General features: G+C 59.3%; 21 protein-coding genes. 16 read left to right on the top strand and 5 right to left on the bottom strand.

Annotation, left to right across the window (positions count from 1 at the left end; genetic code table 11):
- Positions 1-126: 126 nt before the first annotated feature.
- From EE949_RS14835 to EE949_RS14820, 4 genes are all read right to left on the bottom strand, one after another.
- Entirely contained in the window at positions 127-804 is a 678-nt protein-coding gene (locus EE949_RS14835; protein WP_122664961.1) for a response regulator transcription factor, read from the bottom strand.
- Between the two features lie 7 nt (positions 805-811).
- The gene (locus tag EE949_RS14830; RefSeq protein WP_122664960.1) at positions 812-1,219 is read right to left on the bottom strand and encodes a translation initiation factor 2; all 408 of its coding nucleotides are present in this window, start codon (positions 1,217-1,219) and stop codon (positions 812-814) included.
- Between the two features lie 189 nt (positions 1,220-1,408).
- On the bottom strand, positions 1,409-1,708 hold the full coding sequence (locus tag EE949_RS14825) for a YciI family protein (protein ID WP_122664959.1): 300 nt from the start codon (positions 1,706-1,708) through the stop codon (positions 1,409-1,411).
- A 1-nt stretch (position 1,709) separates the two neighbouring features.
- Entirely contained in the window at positions 1,710-2,312 is a 603-nt protein-coding gene (locus EE949_RS14820; RefSeq protein WP_122664958.1) for a septation protein A, read from the bottom strand.
- Between the two features lie 66 nt (positions 2,313-2,378).
- Here EE949_RS14820 and EE949_RS14815 point away from each other — a divergent pair, with 66 nt between their 5' ends.
- From EE949_RS14815 to EE949_RS14750, 14 genes are all read left to right on the top strand, one after another.
- Positions 2,379-3,242 (top strand): PHP domain-containing protein, encoded by an 864-nt coding sequence (locus EE949_RS14815; RefSeq protein ID WP_122664957.1) that lies wholly within the window; start codon positions 2,379-2,381, stop codon positions 3,240-3,242.
- 13 nt (positions 3,243-3,255) lie between these two features.
- On the top strand, positions 3,256-3,885 hold the full coding sequence (locus EE949_RS14810; RefSeq protein ID WP_122665004.1) for an L-threonylcarbamoyladenylate synthase: 630 nt from the start codon (positions 3,256-3,258) through the stop codon (positions 3,883-3,885).
- A gap of 119 nt (positions 3,886-4,004) precedes the next feature.
- Positions 4,005-4,703, top strand: coding sequence for a segregation and condensation protein A (locus EE949_RS14805; RefSeq protein WP_205505018.1), 699 nt, complete (start codon positions 4,005-4,007; stop codon positions 4,701-4,703).
- 10 nt (positions 4,704-4,713) lie between these two features.
- Positions 4,714-5,481: an SMC-Scp complex subunit ScpB gene (gene scpB, locus EE949_RS14800; RefSeq protein ID WP_122664955.1), complete on the top strand. Its 768-nt coding sequence runs from the start codon at positions 4,714-4,716 to the stop codon at positions 5,479-5,481.
- Positions 5,482-5,583: 102 nt separating this feature from the next.
- The gene (locus EE949_RS14795; RefSeq protein WP_095093414.1) at positions 5,584-5,775 is read left to right on the top strand and encodes a DUF1289 domain-containing protein; all 192 of its coding nucleotides are present in this window, start codon (positions 5,584-5,586) and stop codon (positions 5,773-5,775) included.
- 197 nt (positions 5,776-5,972) lie between these two features.
- Complete coding sequence (rluB, locus tag EE949_RS14790; protein WP_122664954.1) at positions 5,973-7,229, top strand: 23S rRNA pseudouridine(2605) synthase RluB; 1,257 nt, start codon at positions 5,973-5,975, stop codon at positions 7,227-7,229.
- Between the two features lie 166 nt (positions 7,230-7,395).
- On the top strand, positions 7,396-9,612 hold the full coding sequence (locus EE949_RS14785; RefSeq protein WP_122664953.1) for a DNA internalization-related competence protein ComEC/Rec2: 2,217 nt from the start codon (positions 7,396-7,398) through the stop codon (positions 9,610-9,612).
- A gap of 81 nt (positions 9,613-9,693) precedes the next feature.
- Entirely contained in the window at positions 9,694-10,368 is a 675-nt protein-coding gene (locus tag EE949_RS14780; RefSeq protein WP_027898764.1) for a MotA/TolQ/ExbB proton channel family protein, read from the top strand.
- Complete coding sequence (locus EE949_RS14775) at positions 10,365-10,796, top strand: ExbD/TolR family protein (RefSeq protein WP_122664951.1); 432 nt, start codon at positions 10,365-10,367, stop codon at positions 10,794-10,796. The genes EE949_RS14780 and EE949_RS14775 overlap by 4 nt, the downstream gene beginning before the upstream one ends.
- Positions 10,796-11,791 (top strand): tetraacyldisaccharide 4'-kinase, encoded by a 996-nt coding sequence (lpxK, locus tag EE949_RS14770; protein WP_122664950.1) that lies wholly within the window; start codon positions 10,796-10,798, stop codon positions 11,789-11,791. The genes EE949_RS14775 and lpxK overlap by 1 nt, the downstream gene beginning before the upstream one ends.
- 17 nt (positions 11,792-11,808) lie before the next feature.
- On the top strand, positions 11,809-11,994 hold the full coding sequence (locus EE949_RS14765; protein WP_007931663.1) for a Trm112 family protein: 186 nt from the start codon (positions 11,809-11,811) through the stop codon (positions 11,992-11,994).
- Complete coding sequence (kdsB, locus tag EE949_RS14760; protein WP_122664949.1) at positions 11,991-12,755, top strand: 3-deoxy-manno-octulosonate cytidylyltransferase; 765 nt, start codon at positions 11,991-11,993, stop codon at positions 12,753-12,755. Before EE949_RS14765 ends, kdsB begins: the two co-directional genes overlap by 4 nt.
- Positions 12,752-13,771 (top strand): UDP-N-acetylmuramate dehydrogenase, encoded by a 1,020-nt coding sequence (gene murB, locus EE949_RS14755; protein ID WP_122664948.1) that lies wholly within the window; start codon positions 12,752-12,754, stop codon positions 13,769-13,771. The genes kdsB and murB overlap by 4 nt, the downstream gene beginning before the upstream one ends.
- 25 nt (positions 13,772-13,796) lie before the next feature.
- A complete protein-coding gene (locus EE949_RS14750; RefSeq protein ID WP_122664947.1) occupies positions 13,797-14,393 on the top strand; it encodes a nucleotidyltransferase family protein in 597 nt (198 codons plus the stop codon).
- A gap of 105 nt (positions 14,394-14,498) precedes the next feature.
- On the opposite strand, the gene rne is transcribed toward EE949_RS14750, so the two are convergent.
- Positions 14,499-17,786, bottom strand: a complete 3,288-nt coding sequence (gene rne, locus EE949_RS14745; RefSeq protein WP_205504997.1) for a ribonuclease E — start codon at positions 17,784-17,786, stop codon at positions 14,499-14,501.
- 722 nt (positions 17,787-18,508) lie between these two features.
- Between rne and rluC the strand changes: the two genes are divergently transcribed.
- Both rluC and EE949_RS14730 read left to right on the top strand, forming a co-directional pair.
- Positions 18,509-19,465: a 23S rRNA pseudouridine(955/2504/2580) synthase RluC gene (gene rluC / locus EE949_RS14735; RefSeq protein ID WP_027901075.1), complete on the top strand. Its 957-nt coding sequence runs from the start codon at positions 18,509-18,511 to the stop codon at positions 19,463-19,465.
- A complete protein-coding gene (locus EE949_RS14730; protein ID WP_122664945.1) occupies positions 19,455-20,156 on the top strand; it encodes an HAD-IA family hydrolase in 702 nt (233 codons plus the stop codon). Before rluC ends, EE949_RS14730 begins: the two co-directional genes overlap by 11 nt.
- Positions 20,157-20,158: the final 2 nt, after the last annotated feature.

Below are 20,158 nucleotides of genomic sequence, written 5' to 3'. Positions count from 1 at the left end.
CTTGCTCGCGATAAGGCTGGACGCGGTTCATTGTCGATCGCGGTGCCCTTATCGCGAGCAAGCTCTGCTCCCACACAAGCTCTGCCACATAAGCACTGTTCCTGCCGGGATGCAGCGTCCAAGTGACTACACGCTGTAGTAATAACCCCGGCTACGCAACGCCACTATTCGCGGGCGGCCGTCAGGGTGCGGGCCGATTTTCTTGCGCAGGTTGCTGACGTGCATGTCCAGGCTGCGATCGTAAAGGGTCAGCTTGCGGCCCAATGCCAATTGCGCCAGTTCCTGCTTGTCCAGCGGCTCACCCGGCTGGCGCAACAGGGCTTCGAGCAAACGGCTTTCTGAGACGGTCAGAACCAGCTCCTGATCGTTGATGATTACCACGCCGCGCACCGGACTGAAGCTCAGGTCTCCCAGCTCCAGCTGTGTCGATACGGCTGTCGGATGGCTACGGCGCAGTACTGCGCGAAGGCGGGCGGTTAGCTCGCGAGGGTCGCAGGGTTTGGCCAGGTAATCATCGGCACCCAGTTCCAGACCCAGAATCCGGTCCAGAGGCTCGCCGCGTGCAGACAGCATCAATACCGGCAAGTCCGGATGATCGCTGCGCAACTGCTTGAGCAGTTCCAGGCCGCTGCCGTCGGGGAGCATGACATCCAGAACGACCGCAGCGGGTGCGGATTCCGCAAGGGCGCGACGGGCACTGTTGCCGTCGTGGCAGGCGTGGACCAGAAAGCCTTCCTGGCTCAACCAGCTACTCAGGAGCTCGCAGAGTTCCTGGTCATCATCAATAAGTAACAGCTCGCTCATGTCTCACTCAATTTAGCCACTGTCGACGCTGCTTACGTCCACCGCGGGCAAAGATACCGCACAGGAGGGCTATCAGCGCAACACCCCCTCCGGTGACGAACCATTGTTGCTGTTCGGTCAGGATACGTTGCGGTTCGGCCGATTGTGCTTCTTTGAGCTGTAACTTGAGCCTTTGGTTCTCCTGGCGCAGGCGACCGAGTTGGGCGCTCTCGCGTGCGGCGTCAGCGTTCTGCACCTGCTTGAGGAGTTCTTCGCGCTGGCGCTCGCTTTCCTTCAGGCGCTGCTGAAGATCACTGATCTGGGCGGCAGTGGTCGGCAGCGGTAACGCATAGGAGGTACCGGAACCACTCGTTTCCTCGGCCTGGACGGTAGTCGCACCCATTGCCAACACAACAGCCAGTAGACATGCCCGCATCTGAACTCCTGTTTCAGCGTCCGTGTTTCAACGGCCGCATTTTTAGACGGCAGTGTTCTTATAGAACGGTTTTTATAGAACATTCAGCAGGTTGTCGGCAGGGCGTTGAGAATGATTAGCGTCAGAGCGGGAGATTTTGTAATCGCTGCCAGGAGCGGCAGCGATTGCAGGGGGTAGCGCGGGGAAGATTTAAGGCAGGACTTTCTTGAAGGGCTTCACAACAACGTTGGCGTAGACGCCTGCCTTGACGAACGGATCAGCTTCGGCCCAGGTCTTTGCAGCGCTCAAGGACTCGAACTCGGCCACGATCAGGCTGCCGGAGAACCCCGCGGCACCAGGATCATTGCTGTCTACGGCCGGATTTGGCCCGGCGAGAATCAAGCGCCCCTCGTCCTTGAGCGCATTCAGGCGGTCCAGATGAGCCGGGCGCACGCTCAGGCGTTTTTCCAGGGAGTTTTCGACGTCTGTGGCAATGATTGCGTAGAGCATGTCAGTCCTCGGTTTTCGTTGGGGGCGGTGCGGAAGCAGGGTCATGCATGTGCTTGGCAAGGTACAGGCCCTGAGCGATCAGGAATACCAGCGTCATGCCCAGGCTGCCGAATACTTTGAAGTCGACCCAGAATTCCTGATAAGTGAACGCCACATAAAGGTTGGCCGCGCCGCAGAACAGGAAGAAGATGATCCAGGCGATGTTCAGCTTGGTCCAGATTGCTTTCGGCAAGCTCAATGCGTGCCCCATGATGCGTTGAATCAGTGGACGGTCGCCAATGAAATGGCTTCCGGCAAAGGCCAGCGCAAACAGCCAGTTCACCACGGGCGCTTTCCATTTGAGGAAAGTTTCGCTGTGAAAGGCCAGGGTCAGACTACCGAACACCAGACAGGCAACCAGCGTCAGCCACTGGCTTTTTTCCAGTTTGCCCTGTTTGACGAACAGAATGCCGTAGACCACCACTGAACTGACGATCAGCATGGCGGTCGCACTGAAAATACCGCCCAGCGTGTAGCTGTTGCCCAGGAACTCGACGGCGCGCGGTTCGATCTTGTAAACGATGAAAAACAGCAGCAGCGGGATGAAGTCGATGAATTGTTTCACAATGGCAGCCAGAAGCAGGATGTGGCGGCATAATAACAAACATCAATGACAGCGAAAGCGCCACCTATGAATGTTGACCTGCACTGCCACAGCACAGCCTCCGACGGCGCTCTTGCGCCCACGGCATTGGTTGCGCGTGCTTACGAGAATGGCGTGCGCGTCCTTTCCCTGACTGACCACGATACCCTTGAAGGTCTCGAAGAAGCCCGGACTGCGGCGCTTTCACTGGGTATGCAACTGGTTAACGGGGTCGAGCTTTCGTGCACCTGGGGTGGGGCAACTATCCATATTCTCGGCTATGGTTTCGCCATGGATGCACCACCTTTAGTGGCTGCAATCGCCCGTTTGCATGACGGTCGCTGGTTGCGCGCCGAAGAAATCAGTCGCAAATTGGCGATCAAAGGTATGTCTGGAGCGCTGGAAGGTGCTCGCGCTATTCAGCAAGAGCTGGGCGACAGTGGTAATGCTCCGGCTCGTCCGCACTTCGCGGACTTCATGGTGCGCGCAGGTTTCGTCAAGGACCGCGCCGAAGCTTTCCGTAAATGGTTGGGCGCGGGCAAACTGGGCGATGTGAAACAACATTGGCCCACGCTTGAGGAGACCGTCGGTACCTTGCGTGAATCCGGCGCCTGGGTCAGTCTTGCGCACCCCTCGCATTATGATTTCACCCGTAGCAAGCGTCGTAAGCTGGTCGCCACGTTTCTTGAAGCGGGTGGCCATGCGATTGAAGTCGTCAATGGCCTGCAACCTGCCGAACAGGTTGGAACCCTGGCCATTCTGGCGCGTGAGTTTGGCCTGCTGGTAACCGCCGGCAGTGATTTCCATGCTCCTGGTGGCTGGTCCGAGATAGGTATCTATCGTCCGGTGCCGGAAGACCTGCCGCCCCTTTGGTCCCGGTTCAAACATGATCAGTCTACTGCTGCCTTCTGAACAGGAAGATACCGTGAGTCAATTTTTCCAGGTCCACCCGGAGAACCCGCAACCGCGCCTGATCAAACAGGCTGTGGAAATTATTAAAGCGGGCGGTTTGGTGGTCTATCCAACAGATTCCTCCTACGCCCTGGGTTGTCAGCTCGGTGATAAAAGCGCCATCGAGCGCATTCGCCGTCTGCGCCAGCTGGACGACAAGCACAACTTCACGCTGATGTGCTGCGACCTGTCCCAACTGGGGCTGTTCGCCAAAGTCGATACCGGTGCGTTTCGCGCACTCAAGGCCCACACGCCGGGGCCTTACACCTTCATTCTGAACGCCACGCGGGAGGTGCCACGGCTGATCCTGCATCCCAAGCGCCGGACGATCGGCCTGCGGGTACCCAAACATCCTATCGCCCAGGCTTTGCTTGAGGAGTTGGGCGAGCCGTTGATGAGCGTCAGTTTGATCCTGCCGGGGGAAAGCGTGCCGCTAAGCGATCCCTACGAGATGCGCCAGGCCCTCGAACGTCAGGTTGACCTGATCATTGATGGCGGCATGGGCGGGATTGCTGCTTCGACTGTGATCAACCTGACCGGCGATGAGCCTGAGGTCGTTCGTGTCGGTTGCGGCGATCCGTCACCGTTTGGTGTCGAGGCTTGATGGCTACGGTAGAAGCCGTTGACAGTCAGGCCGACGCTCAACAAGAACTGCCGTTCGCCATGGTCTACGGCCAGGCGGTCACGCAGATGCCAATGGATCTGTATATCCCGCCGGATGCGCTGGAAGTCTTTCTTGAGGCATTTGAAGGCCCGCTCGACCTGCTGCTCTACCTGATCCGCAAGCAGAACATCGACATCCTCGACATCCCGGTGGCGGAGATCACCAAGCAGTACATGGGCTACGTCGAGCTGATGAAAACGGTGCGCCTGGAATTGGCTGCAGAGTACCTGGTGATGGCCGCGATGCTGGCGGAAATCAAGTCGCGCATGCTGCTGCCGCGTTCTGCCGAAGCCGAAGAGGAGGAAGACGACCCTCGCGCCGAACTGATCCGCCGGTTGCAGGAGTACGAGCGCTTCAAAGTCGCCGCCGAAGGTATTGACCAGTTGAGCCGCGTAGGGCGTGATGTCGTCGTGCCCAAGCTGGACGCTCCCGAAGCCCGGGCGCGCAAGTTGTTGCCTGAAGTCAGCCTTGAAGAGTTGTTGATGTCCATGGCCGAAGTGCTGCGCCGTGGCGACATGTTTGAAAGCCATCAGGTCAGCCGTGAGGCCTTGTCGACCCGTGAGCGCATGAGTGATGTGCTTGAGCGGCTGAAAGGCGGCGGATTTGTGCCATTTGCCGAACTCTTTACCGCCGAAGAGGGGCGCCTCGGTGTAGTCGTGACGTTCATGGCCGTGCTTGAGCTGGTCAAGGAGTCATTGGTGGAATTGGTACAGAACGAGCCCTTTGCGGTCATCCATGTGCGGGCGCGAGCCGAATAAGAGCTGAACAATGAATCTCAACGAACCTCGCGAGCTGGCTCCGCTGCTCGAAGCTTTCCTGTTGGCCTCGGGCAAGCCGCAATCGCTGGAACGCCTTTACGAACTGTTCGAGGAAGGCGAGCGTCCTGAGCCGCCGGTCTTCAAGAAAGCACTGCAGTTACTGGGCAAGTCCTGCGAGGGCAGGGCTTTCGAACTCAAGGAAGTGGCTTCCGGTTACCGCCTGCAGATTCGCGAAAAGTTTTCCCCTTGGGTCGGTCGTCTTTGGGAGGAGCGTCCGCAGCGCTATTCCCGAGCCATGCTGGAAACCATGGCGTTGATTGCTTATCGCCAACCCATTACCCGGGGTGAAATTGAGGATGTGCGCGGTGTTGCGGTTAACAGTCATATCGTGAAAACCCTGCTGGAACGCGAGTGGATCAGGGTGGTGGGATACCGCGAGGTGCCGGGAAAGCCTGCGATGTTTGCGACCACCAAGGTATTTCTCGACCACTTCAACCTGAAAAATCTCGACGACTTGCCGCCGCTGGCTGATCTGCGTGAGCTGGAGCCGGACCCCGTTCTGGATTTCGAAGACGCTCCGGTGCCCGCGCACCTGCAGGCGATGGCCGACGCGAGCATCGATCCGGACGCAGAACCGGAGCCGCCAAGAGACGAGACGAGCTTCCGCAGCCTGTTGGTCGAACTCGACTCGATGGAGCAGGGTCTGAAGATCGACTTCGATGATTTGCTGCCGGATGAGCCAGATGAAAAACCAGAGGACGGTAGCGATCCCCTGTAGGAGCTGCCGAAGGCTGCGAAGCAGTGGGTCAGACAAATCGCTTTCGCAGCCTTCGGCAGCTCCTACAGGGCAAACAGCGTTCATTCAGGCGGTGCACCACTCATGAGCGACACCAAGAACCCCTGCATCAGCCTCTGTAAATTCGACGCCGACATCTGCATTGGCTGTGGCCGCAGCAAGAAAGAAATCAAGGCCTGGAAAAAGATGGACAAGGATGAGCGCCGCGACGTGCTGAAAGAAGCGGCTGTGCGCATGAAGGGTTTCAAGAGTGCCGGTCGGCGGAAAAAGAAGTAAGCCGCAATTTTTCGACTAGCCTCTGATGCGCAACGCGTTATGTGAGCGTATGATTCGCGACCTTTTGGCGATTCTGCTCGTGATGAGTTTAGCGCCAGAAGTTTTTCAGTATTACGCCTCGTGGCTATCCACAGCCCAGGCAACAGGTTGCGCCGGTCCTCGGCGTCCCCTGAATCGACACACCGGGAGGTGCCCAGATGAGTGAACAAGACAAGCAGGACAGCCAGGAAATCGGACCCGCAGGCGAAAAGCTGCAGAAGGTTCTGGCACGTATTGGCGTAGGCTCGCGTCGCGACGTTGAAGCCTGGATCAGCCAGGGCCGTATCAAGGTCAATGGCAAGGACGCGACCCTCGGTCAGCGCGTCGATCTGCACGATGCGATTACCGTTGACGGCCGCGTCATCAAACGCGAAGAGGCCGCCGAAACGGTGCGCCGCGTCATCATGTACAACAAACCGGACGGTGAAATCTGTACCCGTGACGACCCTGAAGGTCGCCCGACGGTGTTCGATCGCCTGCCGCGTCCAAAAGAGGGCCGTTGGGTCAATATCGGTCGTCTGGACATCAATACCACCGGTTTGCTGATGTTCACCACCGATGGTGAGCTGGCCAACCGTTTGATGCACCCGTCTTTCGAAATGGACCGTGAATACGCTGTGCGTGTGCGTGGCGAAGTGGACGATGACATGATCGCGCGGCTCAAAGCTGGCGTTGTTCTTGAAGACGGTCCGGCTCGTTTCACCGATATCCAGCAAGCGCCGGGCGGTGAAGGCTTCAACCACTGGTATCACTGCGTGGTGATGGAAGGCCGTAACCGTGAAGTGCGTCGCCTGTGGGAATCCCAGGGGCTGGTGGTCAGCCGTCTGAAGCGCGTACGTTACGGGCCGGTGTTCCTCAACTCCGACCTGCCGATGGGCCGCTGGCGCGAAATGAGCCAGTACGAGGTGGATATCCTCAGTGCTGAAGTAGGCCTCACACCTGTGGCTCAACCGCAGATGAACGCCAAGACCAAGGACAAGATGGAGCGCTTGCAGCGTCAGTCTTCCCGTCCATTGGGCAAAAGCGAGCGCGTGCGCACCCTGCGTCCGGCCAAGGACGGTGCTCCGACTGGCGAGCGTGCTCCACGTCAGCCGCAAGTGACCGGCAGTGACCGTGATCGCGCCCAGCGTCCAGCAGCGCCGCGTTCGGATTCCGGCCGTGGTCAGCGCAACGACCCTAACAAGTCGGCGCCGCGCACGCCGCGTCCAGCCAATGGCCGCAGCGATACGCGTACCGACAACAGCCGTGGCACGCCAGTGGCTGAGCGTCCGAGCGATATGAACAAACGCCCGGCCAAGCCGTCGCCTAAGCGCCCAGGCATCAATCTGGTCGATGACGCGCCGTCCGGCAAGCGTCGTGGCCCGGCATCGGGTTCGGGCCAGCGCCCGGGTTTCGGTCGTCGCAAGCCGCAGTAAAGGTCAGCAGTCATAAGAAACGCCCCTCGCAAGACGGGCGTTTTTTTTCGCCTCGATATACCTCGAATAGCCCTCCCGCCTAAGACCTTGTGACACTTGATCCCGACATCTTCACCTCACTGAGCTAAGCCGTAAGGGTGTCTTCGACGTTATCGGGATGGGCGCTATGCGTACAGGGATGTTCGCGTTGGCCTTGGGGTTACTGGCGCTACGCTTTTTACCGGTCTTGCCGCCACTGTGGCTGTTGTTCGTCATGCCGGTGCTGGCCTTGATGCTGTTGCCGTTTCGCACGTACCCCATCGCTTTGTTTTTATTCGGCTTCAGTTGGGCGTGCATCTCGGCGCAATGGGCGCTGGATGATCGCTTGTCGCCCGCGCTGGATGGCCAGACAGTCTGGTTGCAAGGCAAGGTCGTCGGTTTGCCTGCGTCAACCGAAGGTGTGGTGCGCTTTGAGCTGGAAGGGCTGCAATCCAGACGCTTCAGATTGCCGGAGCGCATGCGGGTAGCCTGGTACGGCGGTCCACAGGTGCGCAGTGGTGAACACTGGCGTCTGGCAGTCAAGCTCAAGCGCCCGGGCGGACTGGCCAACCCGCATGCATTTGATTACGAAGCCTGGCTCCTCGCCCAGCGTATCGGTGCAACGGGGACCGTCTCTGATGGGCAGTTGCTGAAGTCTGCTGCGTCCGGCTGGCGTGACGCGATACGCCAGCGCTTGTTGGCGGTGGATGCACAAGGACGCGAAGGCGGTCTGGCGGCTTTGGTCCTGGGCGATGGATCGGGCTTGAGTGCGGTTGACTGGCAGATACTGCAGGACACCGGCACCGTGCATTTACTGGTGATTTCCGGCCAGCATGTGGGCTTGTTGGCGGGTGTGATGTACGCGTTTATCGCCGGGCTGGCGCGCTGGGGGCTGTGGCCGCGGGCCTTGCCGTGGTTGCCATGGGCGTGCGGGTTGGCGTTCAGTGCCGCGCTCGGTTACGGCTTGCTTGCAGGCTTTGAAGTGCCGGTGCGTCGGGCGTGCGTCATGGTCGGTATGGTTTTGCTTTGGCGGTTGCGCTTTCGTCATCTGGGGGCCGTCGGGCCGCTACTGGTATCGCTCAATGTGGTGCTGGTGTTTGAGCCACTGGCCAGTTTGCAGCCGGGTTTCTGGCTGTCATTTATCGCCGTGGCGATTCTGATTCTGATATTCGGTGGGCGGCTGGGTGCCTGGAGTTGGTTACAAAGCTGGACGCGCGCCCAGTGGTTGATCGCCATCGGTCTGTTACCGGTGTTGCTGGCGCTGAACCTGCCCATCAGTTTGAGTGGTCCGTTTGCCAATCTCGTCGCGGTGCCCTGGGTCAGCTTCCTGATCCTGCCGCCTGCATTGCTCGGGACCTTGTTCCTGCCGGTTCCGTATCTGGGAGAAGGGTTGCTATGGCTGGCAGGCGGTGCGCTGGAGTGGTTGTTCACGTTTCTCGGCTGGGTTGCTGAGTGGTTACCTGCCTGGGTGCCAAGTGCCATCCCGTTCTGGGCCTGGCTGCTGAGCCTGCTGGGCGGCGTGTTGTTGCTCTTGCCCGGCGGTGTGCCGTTGCGCGGGCTGGGTTGGCCGTTGTTGCTGCTTTGCGTGTTCCCGCCGCTGAAAAGCGTGCCGCACGGGCAAGTCGAAGTGTTGCAACTGGACGTGGGGCAGGGTTTGGCGATTCTTTTGCGCACCCGACACCACACCCTGCTCTATGACGCCGGGCCACGTTTCGGTGAATTCGACATCGGGCAGCGCGTCGTGCTGCCCGCCATACGCAAGACCGGCGCACGCCAACTTGATCTGATGCTGATCAGCCACGCCGACGCGGATCACGCCGGTGGCGCGCAGGCGGTCCATCAAGGCTTGCCGGTCATGCGAGTGCTGGGAGGTGAGCTGGAAAGGTTGCCGCCGTTGCTGAACGCGCAACTGTGTAGCAATGACGAGCGCTGGGAGTGGGACGGTGTGCTGTTTTCAACCTGGCGCTGGGGGGATGCCAGAGAGGGTAACCAGGCCTCTTGTGTGCTGATGATCGATGCTCAAGGCGAGCGCTTGTTGTTGACCGGGGATATCGACGTCGAGGCCGAGCAAGCGCTGATCGACAGTGGCCGCGATGTAAGCGCCGACTGGCTGCAAGCGCCGCACCACGGGAGTCGCACTTCTTCATCGAAAAGCTTTCTGCGCTCGGTCGCCCCTCGCGGCGTATTGATTTCCCGAGGTCGCAATAATGCCTTTGGGCACCCGCATCCATTGATCATGGCGCGCTATCAATGGTTCGGCATTCCCACCTGGGACAGCGCCGAACTGGGTGCGATCAGCCTGCACCTCGGGACCTTCGACAAGCCCCGGTCGCAGCGGGCCGAGAGGCGATTCTGGCGTGACTGACGCAAGGATATCGATCGCAGGCTTCGGCGAGTCGCCGACCCTATGATAGAGTGGCGCCAATTTTTCGAGGGAGTCGTCACTGTGTGGGAACTGGTCAAATCTGGCGGCTGGATGATGCTGCCGATCATTCTGAGTTCCATTGCTGCGGTCGGCATTATCATCGAGCGCCTCTGGACCCTTCGTGCTAGCCGCATTACCCCGCCGCATCTGGTAGGGCAAGTCTGGCAGTGGATTCAGGACAAAAAGCTCGACAAGGAAAAGCTCAAGCAACTGCGTGCCGATTCCCCTCTGGGTGAAATCCTTGCTGCAGGCCTGGCCAATTCACGGCATGGCCGCGAAATCATGAAAGAGTGCATTGAAGAGGCTGCTGCCCGGGTCATTCATGATCTGGAGCGTTATCTCAGTGCGCTGGGCTCCATCGCTGCAATGGCCCCTTTGCTGGGTCTGCTGGGTACGGTGCTGGGCATGATCGACATTTTCGGTTCGTTCAATGCCACCGGCAATACGGCCAATGCCTCGGTTCTGGCGGGCGGTATCTCCAAAGCGCTGATCTGTACGGCGTCAGGCCTGATCGTTGCGATTCCGGCAATCTTCTTTCACCGTTACCTGCAAAGCCGCGTCGACGAGCTGGTGGTCGGCATGGAACAGGAAGCCATCAAACTGGTGGAAGTGGTGCAGGGTGATCGCGAAGTTGACCTGAACGATCCAAAAATCGACCTCAAGTCGCAGGCTCGGGGCGAGGGTCGTAAAAAGTGAAGTTTCGTCGTCGCAAGGTCAGGGAGAACATCGACATCAACCTTGTTTCGTTGATTGATGTGGTGTTCATCCTGCTGCTGTTCTTTATCGTGACCACGACCTTCACTCGCGAAACCCAACTGCGCGTCGACTTGCCGCAGGCGGTAACCGGCGCTCCGGAAACGGATGCCGATCTCAAGCATCTGGACATCACTATCAATGCTGACGGCGTCTTTTCGGTGAACAACCAGTTGCTGCCGAAAAACGATCTGCAGACCCTGATCGATGCGCTTCAGCGTGAGTCTGCCGGTGATACCAGCCTGCCGCTGTCGATCAGTGCCGATGGTAAAACCCCGCACCAGTCGGTGATCACCGCCATGGACGCCGCAGGCAAGCTGGGTTTCAGCCACCTGCGCATGACCACGGTCGAAGCCGCACCGGCTAACTAATGGCACTTTCTGACCGCTTGCTTGACGCCTGGTACAACGGCCATCCGGCGCTGATGCTGTTGCGTCCGTTGGAGAGCCTCTATCGGCGCGTCGTGCAGGGCAAGCGTGAGCGTTTTCTGGCGGGGCAGGGCGAGATCTACAAGGCCCCTGTGCCGGTTATTGTCGTCGGTAATATCACTATCGGCGGAACGGGCAAAACACCGTTGATCCTGTGGATGATCGAACACTGCCGCCAAAAAGGCCTGCGTGTCGGGGTGGTCAGCCGTGGTTACGGCGCTAAACCGCCGAGTCTGCCGTGGCGTGTAACCGGCGAGCAGAGCGCCAGCGAGGCAGGCGACGAACCTTTGCTGATCGTACAGCGCAGCGGCGTGCCGTTGATGATCGACCCTGATCGCAGCCGTGCCGTGCAAGCGCTGCTCGACAGTGAGTCGCTGGATCTGATTCTTTCCGACGATGGCCTGCAGCATTACCGGCTGGCGCGAGACCTTGAATTGGTGCTGATCGATGCTGCTCGTGGGCTGGGTAATCGCCGTTGTCTACCCGCAGGCCCGCTGCGCGAACCTGTCGAGCGTCTCGAAAGTGTTGATGCGTTGCTCTACAACGGAACCAGCGCTGATCGGGACGACGGCTATGCCTTTCAGTTGCAACCTTCGGCGCTGGTCAATCTGCGCAGCGGCGAGCGTCAGTCGCTGGAATTCTTCCCGGCCGGGCAGGCACTTCACGCCGTGGCCGGTATCGGTAATCCGCAGCGTTTCTTCAATACTCTCGAAGGGCTACACTGGCGGCCGGTCAACCACGCGTTTGCCGACCATGCTGTTTTCAGTGCTCAGGCGCTGACTTTTTCTCCGGAGCTGCCTGTTGTCATGACCGAGAAGGATGCCGTGAAGTGCCGGCCTTTCGCGGCGGATGACTGGTGGTACCTGGCTGTGGATGCGGTGCCATCCGATGCTTTTATCAGTTGGTTCGATTCGCAGTTGTTACGTCTTTTGCCATGATTCGCTCAGGATTTCTTATGGACACCAAATTACTCGACATCCTCGCTTGCCCTATCTGCAAGGGGCCGCTGAAGCTCAGCGCCGATAAAACCGAGCTGATCAGCAAAGGCGCTGGCCTGGCTTACCCGATTCGCGATGGCATCCCGGTGATGCTCGAAAGCGAAGCGCGCACGCTGAGCACTGACGAGCGCCTGGACAAATGACAGCAGCATTTACGGTCGTTATCCCTGCGCGTTACGGCTCCAGTCGATTTCCGGGCAAACCGCTCAAAGAGATTGCTGGCAAACCGATGATCCAGCATGTCTGGGAACAGGCACGCAAGAGCAGCGCGACGCGGGTTGTTGTCGCAACGGATGATGCGCGCATCGTTGAGGCCTGCAAGGCCTTTGGCGCTGAAGTGCTGCTGACTCGCGACGATCACAACTCCGGTACTGACCGGCTGGCCGAGGTCGCCACACAGTTGGGCCTGGAAGCCGATGCTATCGTGGTCAACGTGCAAGGCGACGAGCCGATGATCCCGCCTGCGGTGATCGATCAGGTCGCCGACAATCTTGCTGCCCACCCTGAAGCCCGGATGTCGACGCTGGCCGAGCCAATTGATGACGTAGCGGCGTTGTTCAACCCGAACGTGGTCAAGGTCGTGTCTGACATCAACGGCCTTGCCCTGACGTTCAGCCGTGCGCCGTTGCCTTGGGCCCGGGACGCACTGGCCAGCGATCGCGAGCAATTGCCTGCGGGCGTGCCTTATCGTCGACATATCGGAATCTACGCTTACCGCGCAGGGTTCCTGCATGACTTCGTGAGCTGGGGGCCATGCTGGCTGGAGAATACTGAAAGTCTGGAGCAGTTGCGTGCGCTCTGGCATGGCATCCGGATTCATGTCGCTGATGCGCTGGAAGCACCACCTGCCGGCGTCGATACGCCAGAAGACCTTGAGCGCGTTCGTCGCTTGCTGGAGATTTGACGTTGCAACCGCAGTCTGCTGTTTCGCTCCGGCCGTTCAACACGTTCGGCGTTGATGTAAAAGCACAGATGTTTGCCGAAGCGCATAACGACGACGATGTGCGCGACGCTCTGGCCTACAGTGCTGAGCATGATCTGCCGCTCATGGTGATCGGCGGAGGCAGCAACTTACTGCTGACAGGTGATGTGCAGGCCTTGGTCTTGCGCATGGCCAGTCGCGGCATACGTATCCTGCGGGAAGATTGCCTGCAGGCAATTATCGAGGCTGAAGCAGGCGAGCCGTGGCATCCGTTCGTGTTGTCATGCCTTGAGTTGGGGCTCGCCGGGCTGGAAAACCTGAGCCTGATCCCGGGTACCGTGGGTGCTGCGCCCATGCAGAACATCGGCGCCTACGGGGTGGAAATCAAGGATGTGTTTCACGGCCTGACAGCGCTTGACCGTCAGACGGGCGAACTGCGTGATTTCTCTCTGGAGGAGTGCGCTTTCGGTTATCGCGACAGTCTGTTCAAGCATGAGATCGGGCGCTGGGTGATTTTGCGGGTGCGCTTCCTTCTCACCCGTGATCCTCATTTGCACCTTGAATATGGTCCTGTGCGCCAGCGTCTTGAAGAGCAGGGCATCAAGCAGCCGACGCCGCGTGATGTCAGTGCGGCGATCTGTGCGATACGCAGTGAAAAGCTTCCGGACCCGGCAGTGTTGGGCAATGCCGGCAGTTTCTTCAAGAATCCTCTGGTATCTGCCGAGCTGGCCGAGCAGATCCGCCGAACGTATCCTGCGCTGGTGGGTTATCCACAGCCTGACGGTCAGGTGAAACTTGCCGCCGGCTGGCTTATTGAACAGGCTGGCTGGAAGGGCTATCGCGAAGGCGATGCCGGTGTTCACCGACTGCAATCATTGGTTCTGGTCAATTACGGGCAGGCGACGGGCTTGCAGCTGCACGCTTTGGCGCAACGCATCCAGGCTGACATCGCCAAACGCTTTGGTGTTGCGCTGGAAATGGAACCCAATCTGTATTGAGTTGAACGATCCCGCAGGAGCAACCATGACCAACACTGTGTGCGCCATTGTCCTCGCTGCCGGTGAAGGCACCCGGTTTCAAGCGGTTGCCGGGGACGGGCAGAGCAAGTTGCTTGCCCAATGTGTGGGGCGTGATGGAACAGCGCGTCCGGTCCTGGAGCAGACGCTCGTTAACCTGCAAGGGGTTGTCGACAAGGTTCTGGTGATTACCCGGCCCGACTGTTCACAGATCATCGCGCTTGCTCACCACTATCGCTGTGAGCTGATCATGCTGGCTTCAGCGGGTATGGGCGACAGCATCGCCGCAGCCGTGGCTGCCGAGCCCGATCATCGTGCCTGGCTGATCGTTCTGGGCGACATGCCTTTTATCCTGCCTCAGACCCTGCATAAGGTTGTTGCTTCGTTGGAAGACGGACGAATCTCCGTACCCGTCCTGAAGACAGAGCGTGGCCATCCAGTAGGATTCGGTCGCCAGTACGGTCCGGCTTTGAAGGGGTTGAGCGGTGATCAGGGGGCCAGGCGGTTGTTTCGAGAGGGTTGTGTTCAGCAGGTGGAGGTGGATGATCCGGGTGTGCTTTGGGATGTGGATGTACCGGATCGGTTGGTGTTTGTTCCCTCATAGCGCATTCATAGGTTGATCCCAATCCTGTAGGAGCTCCCCACAGTATCTCGCCCATAAAAAAGCCCCACCTGCTTTCACAGGTGGGGCTTTTTATTCAGTCAAGGATCAAGCGAGGGGTTTAGGCTCGGTGCTCTCTTCCTTGGCTTCATGGTGCTGGACGGCTTCGTCAGTCGAGTGCAGGTTCTGCTCGGCAACCGGAGCAGGTTCTACTGCTTCGATTGCGGGCTGAATTGCTTCGACTTCGGATGCCACAGGAGCTGCAACGGTATTCGCTGCGGCTTCTTCAGCTTCCTTCTGCAGACGCTCGGCTTCACGCTTGCGACGACGCACTTCACGTGGATCGTTAGGCGCGCGGCCGTTGGTGCTGACCGGCAGAGCTGGAGCTTCAGGGGCAACTGCCACTGCTGCTTCTGCGGTAGGCGGAGTCGCAACAACTTCAGGCGCCGCGTACGGAGCAGGCTCCTCGGCAACTACTGGCGCTGGAGTTGGCAGTTCAGCCGACGAAGTGGCCGCAGCCTCTTCGCGAGCCGGTGCTGCTTCCTCAACCTGCGGGACAGGCGTTGTCGGCTCTGGCGTTGGCTTGAAAGGGACAACACGTTCTGCGTGTGGCGCTTCGAACAGCTCGGTCTGTGCAGCCAGAGCCGGGGCTTCAGCGATGACCTGAGGAGCCGCTTCGACAACCGCTGGCACTTCAGCAGACTGCACTTCAACGTCCGGAGCTTTTTCGGCTTTCGGTGCGTCTTGAGCAACCGGAGCCTCAACAGCAGGCGTTTCTACTGCCGGTGCTTCAACCGGTGCTTCGAACGCTGGAGTCTGGATCGAAGGGGTTTCGATAACAGCCTGCGGTACGAAAGACGAGTCAGTAGAGTCAACGGTAGCGGTAGCGCGTTCGGCCTGGCGGTGAGCTTCGGCTTCGGCGGGTGCACTGATGACGCTGCTGGCAACGGCTGCGGTGGCTGCGGTAATAGCCAGGCCTGCTGCCTGATCGGAGTTACCGGATTCGCTGCCTTCTTCTTCAGCGCCTTCGGAACCTTCGATCACGTTGCCGTTTGCGTCACGCTGGCGCTCACGACGGTTGCTGCGACGACGCTGACCACGGGAGCGGCGGCGAGGGCGATCGCCTTCTGCACCGTCCTGATGATCCTCGGTCGTCAGTTCTTCGTTCGGCAGCACTTCGTCTTCGCTGACCGCAGCTGCGGCCTGCTCGGCGCGAGGCTGGCGTTCTTCACGCGGCGCACGTGGCTGGCGTTCTTCGCGTGGAGCGCGTTCCTCGCGAGGTGCACGCTCTTCACGCGGAGCATCGGCTGCCGGAGCGGCATCCAGAGGTTCGCGCAGTTCACGTACACGCTCTTCACGCGGCTTGCGGTCTTCACGTGGCGCGCGTGGTGCACGAGGTGCGCGCTCTTCACGCGGTGCGCGGGCCGGGCGTTCTTCACGCGGTGCTGCATTGTTTTCGTCGATGGCTTCACGTGGAGCACGCGGTGCACGTTCTTCACGAGGTGCGCGTTCCTCACGTGGAGCACGCTCTTCGCGTGGTGCACGTTCGGCGCGTTCTTCACGCGGCTTGCGTTCTTCGTCGCGACGGTTGTTGCGTCCACGGCTTTGTTGACGGCCGTTGCGGCGTTCTTCGTTGCGCGCAGGGCGTTCGGCGGCAGGCTTTTCAACCACAACCGGTGCGGCTGGCTCCTCCTTGGTGGCGAACAGGCTCACCAGGGATTTGACCAGACCTTTGAACAGGCTTGGCTCGTGAGCGACTGGCGCTGGAGCAGCAGCGGCTGCCTCAACCGGAACCGGAGCGTTGGCGCGCGGTGGAGCAGTTTTGACTGCAGCTTCCTGACGAACCAGGGTCCGGGTGGCGGCAGCTGGCTGAACTTCTTCCACTTCAGCAGCAGCGGCAGCGATTTCATAGCTGGACTGCAGGGTGTGGGCTTCCGGGCTGTCATCACGCAGACGCTGAACTTCGAAATGCGGCGTTTCGAGGTGATCGTTCGGCAGGATGATGATGCGGGCGCGGGTGCGCAGTTCGATCTTGGTGATCGAGTTGCGTTTTTCGTTGAGCAGGAAAGCAGCAACCGGAATCGGCACTTGAGCGCGGACTTCGGCAGTACGGTCTTTCAGGGCTTCTTCTTCGATCAGACGCAAGATGGCCAACGACAGCGATTCAACGTCACGGATGATGCCAGTGCCATTACAGCGCGGGCAGACGATACCGCTGCTTTCGCCCAGGGATGGACGCAGGCGCTGACGGGACATTTCCAGCAGGCCGAAGCGCGAGATGCGACCGACTTGAACGCGAGCGCGGTCAGCTTCGAGGCTTTCGCGGACTTTTTCTTCCACGGCGCGCTGGTTCTTGGCCGGCGTCATGTCGATGAAGTCGATGACGATCAGGCCGCCGATGTCACGCAGGCGCAACTGACGGGCGATTTCTTCAGCCGCTTCAAGGTTGGTCTGCAGGGCGGTTTCTTCGATGTCGCTGCCTTTGGTGGCGCGCGCCGAGTTGATGTCGATGGACACCAGGGCTTCGGTCGGATCGATAACGATGGAGCCGCCGGAAGGCAGTTCAACGACGCGCTGGAAGGCGGTCTCGATCTGGCTTTCGATCTGGAAACGGTTGAACAGCGGAACGCTGTCTTCGTACAGCTTGATCTTGCTGGCGTACTGCGGCATCACCTGGCGGATGAAGGTCAGGGCTTCTTCCTGGGCTTCGATGCTGTCGATCAGCACTTCGCCGATGTCCTGGCGCAGGTAGTCGCGGATAGCGCGGATGATGACGTTGCTTTCCTGGTAGATCAGGAAAGGAGCGGCGCGGTCCAGCGAAGCTTCTTTGATGGCGGTCCAGAGTTGCAGCAGGTAGTCGAGGTCCCACTGCATTTCTTCGCTGCTGCGGCCCAGGCCGGCAGTGCGCACGATCAGACCCATGTCGGCTGGAGCAATCAGGCCGTTCAGCGCTTCGCGCAGTTCGTTGCGCTCTTCGCCCTCAATGCGACGGGAAATACCGCCTGCACGTGGGTTGTTAGGCATCAGGACCAGATAACGACCGGCCAGACTGATGAAGGTCGTCAGGGCTGCGCCTTTGTTACCGCGCTCTTCTTTTTCGACCTGAACGATAACTTCCTGGCCTTCGGTCAGGACGTCCTTGATGTTGACGCGGCCTTCGGGGGCTTTCTTGAAGTACTCGCGGGAGATTTCTTTGAGAGGCAGGAAGCCGTGGCGCTCAGAGCCGAAATCGACAAAGGCAGCCTCAAGGCTGGGTTCGATGCGAGTGATCCGGCCTTTATAGATATTGGCCTTTTTCTGCTCGCGGGCACCGGACTCGATGTCCAGGTCATATAAGCGCTGGCCGTCTACCAGTGCAACGCGCAACTCTTCGGGTTGAGTTGCATTAATCAGCATTCTTTTCATGTAGTACCGTCGGTTTCCGGGCTGCCGGAAACGGCGTTCGGCACACACGACTTCTCACGGTCGGTGTCAGGGCACGTCAGGAGTGGTTGGACACTCCAGTGTCTAGCGAGATTACGGCCAACGGGGCCGAAGTCGCGACGACGTTTCCTGCTTGCTGTGGTGACAAAAGACACCCTTTCAGCAAAAGCTTTGTCAGGAGGAGGAATCGACCATCGGTAGCGGACGAGATGAAGCGTCTAAAACAAGCCTTGTGCTACACAGTCCGATGGTTGTGCGTCTCCACCCTACACGTATCCCTGATAATTCGGGTGCTGCCGTGCGCAGAATCCGCAACGGGTTGGCATTTACCGCGGCCTTCCAGAGGGAGGGTCGCGCATCATGGCTTAAGGCGTTTGTTTCCGAAACATTCGCTCGGAGCGTCTGTAAACGACTGCACTTTGTGAACTGGCCGTGATTTTTTAGCTCTGAAGGCGAGTGATAACTCTGCGATCTGGCGTCTATCAGGCCTCATGTCACCTGCGCTTGTTACGTTTGCAGCCAATCCGTTGTCACCGAAAGCCCCGTAGGACGGCCTCGCGTCCTCGTGAATTGCGTAGGGCAGGGCCGGTCATAAACCGTTTGTCCGCTGTCCAGGCCGCTTTTGGCGGCGTTCGCGACTATAGCAGCAATCATTAAGTGCTTCAAATCCATAAAAAATTGTTATGATTTGCGCCATGACGAATATCACCCCTCCAACCCCCGGCGTCCAGCTGGTAGAGGTTGCGCCGGAATATGCCGGTCAACGTATCGATAACTTTCTTGTCACTTTCCTCAAAGGCGTGCCCAAGACCTTGATTTACCGCATCTTGCGCAAAGGCGAAGTGCGGGTGAACAAGGGGCGCATCAAGCCCGAGTACAAGTTGCAGGCAGGCGACATCATCAGGGTTCCGCCGGTACGTGTGCCGGAGCGGGATGAGCCCGTGCCTGTCGCCCAGGGGCTGCTGCAGCGTCTTGAGGCGGCGATTGTCTACGAGGACAAGGCGCTGATCGTGCTCAACAAACCCGCAGGTATTGCCGTGCATGGCGGCAGCGGCCTTAACTTCGGCGTCATCGAGGCGTTCCGGCAGATGCGCCCGGACGCCAAAGAGCTGGAGTTGGTGCACCGCCTGGACCGCGATACTTCCGGTCTGCTGATGATCGCCAAGAAGCGCAGCATGTTGCGCCATTTGCACGAAGCGTTGCGGGGAGACGGCGTCGACAAGCGCTACATGGCGTTGGTGCGCGGTCGTTGGGATACCGCCCAGAAGCGCGTTAGCGCGCCATTGCTCAAGAGCAACCTGCGTTCCGGTGAGCGCATGGTCGAAGTCAATGACGAGGGCAAGGAGGCGCTGACAATTTTCAAAGTGCTGCGCCGCTTCGGAGATTTCGCCACCATGGTCGAGGCCAAGCCGGTGACGGGTCGCACTCACCAGATTCGCGTGCACACACTGCATGCGGGACACGCGATTGCGGGTGATACCAAATACGGCGACGAAGACTTCAGTCGCGAGATTCGTGATCTGGGCGGCAAGCGCTTGTTCCTGCATGCTTACATGTTGACCGTGCCACTGCAGGATGGTGGCGAGCTTAAATTGCAGGCACCCGTAGATGAGATGTGGGCCAAGACAGTGGAGCGTTTGAGTGCGACCTGATTTTGAATCATCGAAGTACGATTTGTTGATTTTTGACTGGGACGGCACGCTGGCCGACTCCATTGGTCGTATCGTCGCCGCCATGCGCGCCGCAGCTGTCGAGAGCGGCAGGCCGGAGCGTGATGAGCAGGCGATCAAAGGCATTATCGGTCTGGGGCTGCCCGAAGCGATTCGTACGCTTTATCCGGACATCACCGGCAATGACCTGATCGACTTCCGTCAGCATTACGCCGACAGCTATATGGCCATGGATAACGACGTTGCCTCGCCTTTGTTCGAGGCGGTGCGCGAATCCATTGAGGGCTGGCGCGCCGAGGGTTACAAGCTGGCCGTTGCGACCGGCAAGGCGCGTCGCGGCCTTGATCGTGTACTCAAGGCCCATGACTGGCTCGATTATTTCGACATCACCCGCGCTGCGGATGAAACCGCCAGCAAGCCTGATCCGCTGATGCTCAATGAAATCCTGCAGCATTGCGGGGTTGAGCCGAGGCGGGCGCTGATGGTGGGTGATTCTTCGTTCGATCTGTTGATGGCGCGTAATGCTGGTATGGATTCAGTGGCTGTCGGCTATGGCGCACAGTCACTGGATTCATTGCGTACCTACGAGCCGCGTCTGGCTATCGAACATTTTTCCGAGCTGCGCACCTGGCTGGGTGATCGCAGTCGTCAGTCTTCATTGTTGGGGTCGTAAAT

The sequence above is a fragment of the Pseudomonas viridiflava genome (assembly GCF_900602065.1).
Taxonomy (GTDB): domain Bacteria; phylum Pseudomonadota; class Gammaproteobacteria; order Pseudomonadales; family Pseudomonadaceae; genus Aquipseudomonas.
Note: the sequence above shows the minus strand (reverse complement) of the source record. Positions and strands in the feature narration are given on the sequence as shown.